Here is a 1525-nt window from a genome sequence, read left to right on the forward strand (position 1 = left end):
GTTCTCCCTTTTTTCGTCTTCTCCTGCTGCTATGGTAATCTATGGCTTTTACCTAGATTTATTTTACTGCTACATATTTCTACATCGAATTATGATTCCGTATGAATTTGGTCCTAAAACAAAAAAAGGCCTGACGACCTATATTCCCGCTTCCTCCGGATAAGGAACAAACTCTACCATACTTCCCGGTTCATATTGTGGGTTGAGATACATCCGGGGATCGGTGGCAAAAATTCTTAATATTCTACCTCGGGTTAGATCGATAGGTTCTACTAAAATCTTAGCTCCTTGACATTCTATTTCCTGAAACCGTCGTTCCTTATCGTATCCTTCCAACACTTGCTCCAAGGGTAACGGAGTGTAAAGCAGCATTGTCTAATGCCCCCCCGCATTTTCAGTTTTGCGTTCCGCTATCAACTGCTGCAGCTTCGTCACTGCCCGGGCCACGCCGCCAACTTCATCGATCAAACCAACGTTCACGGCATCTCTTCCTACTAGAACTGTTCCTATATCCCGCGCCAGTTCGCCCGTGCGGAACATTAATTCCCTGAATTTAGCTTCACTTATATTTGAATGTTCTGTAACGAACCGTATCACCCTGTCCTGCATTTTGTCCAAATACTCATAAGTCTGGGGCACTCCTATAACTAAACCGGTTAATCGGATAGGATGAACAGTCATGGTAGCTGTTTCAGCAATAAAGGAATAGTCTGCCGCACAGGCAATGGGAACGCCAATACTGTGCCCACCACCTAATACTAGCGAAACAGTGGGTTTTGACATACTTACTATCATTTCAGCGATAGCCAGCCCTGCTTCAACATCTCCCCCTACTGTGTTCAATATGATAAGGGTTCCTTCGATGCTCGGGTCTTGCTCGATGGCAACCAACTGAGGTATCACATGCTCATATTTAGTTGTTTTATTTTGAGGAGGTAGAACCATATGCCCTTCGATCTGACCAACTACGGTTATACAATGAATATTGCTCCTCACACCGGGAATGTTAAGCTGGCCCAACTCCCGCAAGGCGTCAACCTTACGGGAAGCCCGTCGAACCCTCCTCGGAGGACTCCCTGGAGGGACTGGTTCTTGAGGAATAGGTTGAGTCTGGGGTTGGGGTGGAACCGGTGGCGGCTGAAAATTAAATCCTTCGGTCACTATGATCACCTCTCAGGTATAAATCAGCTTTGTATCTTGCTATCTCTAGAATAGTATGACTTAATCAGACAGAAATAATACGGTCTTCAAGTCATTGTCAATTCTTTTTTTCATACGCTTCTTACACGCGGATTTTACCTTCTCTTTCATTCTGGAAAAGGACTTTCAATCGTCATCCATCCCCGCCCGCCCTTCCTCCTTCAATGCAAAGGAAGGTTTATCCCAAGTAGGTAATCCTACCCTTTTGAAAATTAACCGTATTTCCTCTTTGGTTAAATCCGCTATTTTCTATGACTCATCTTTGACAGTTTAAAAACAAGATTCCAGTAACGACAGGCATTTCAAGGGACGGAATACAGGCGTG

2 protein-coding genes are annotated in these 1525 nt (G+C 44.6%); both read right to left on the reverse strand.

Translation table 11 applies throughout. The features are described 5' to 3' along the window. Nucleotides 1-138: 138 nt before the first annotated feature. Nucleotides 139-372 carry a YlzJ-like family protein gene (locus KKC1_RS05735; RefSeq protein ID WP_088553532.1) on the reverse strand — a complete coding sequence of 78 codons (234 nt, stop codon included), beginning with the start codon at nt 370-372 and terminating at the stop codon, nt 139-141. Between the two features lie 3 nt (nt 373-375). Continuing rightward, nucleotides 376-1161: a ClpP family protease gene (locus tag KKC1_RS05740; RefSeq protein ID WP_088553533.1), complete on the reverse strand. Its 786-nt coding sequence runs from the start codon at nt 1159-1161 to the stop codon at nt 376-378. Between the last annotated feature and the right edge of the window lie 364 nt (nt 1162-1525).

The organism is Calderihabitans maritimus (genome assembly GCF_002207765.1).
In the GTDB taxonomy this organism is placed as follows: domain Bacteria; phylum Bacillota; class KKC1; order Calderihabitantales; family Calderihabitantaceae; genus Calderihabitans; species Calderihabitans maritimus.

Coding starts and splice junctions, on each gene's coding strand:
- KKC1_RS05735 (WP_088553532.1), bottom strand. CDS start 372: ATGCTGCTTTACACTCCGTTACCCTTGGAGCAAGTGTTGGAAGGATAC.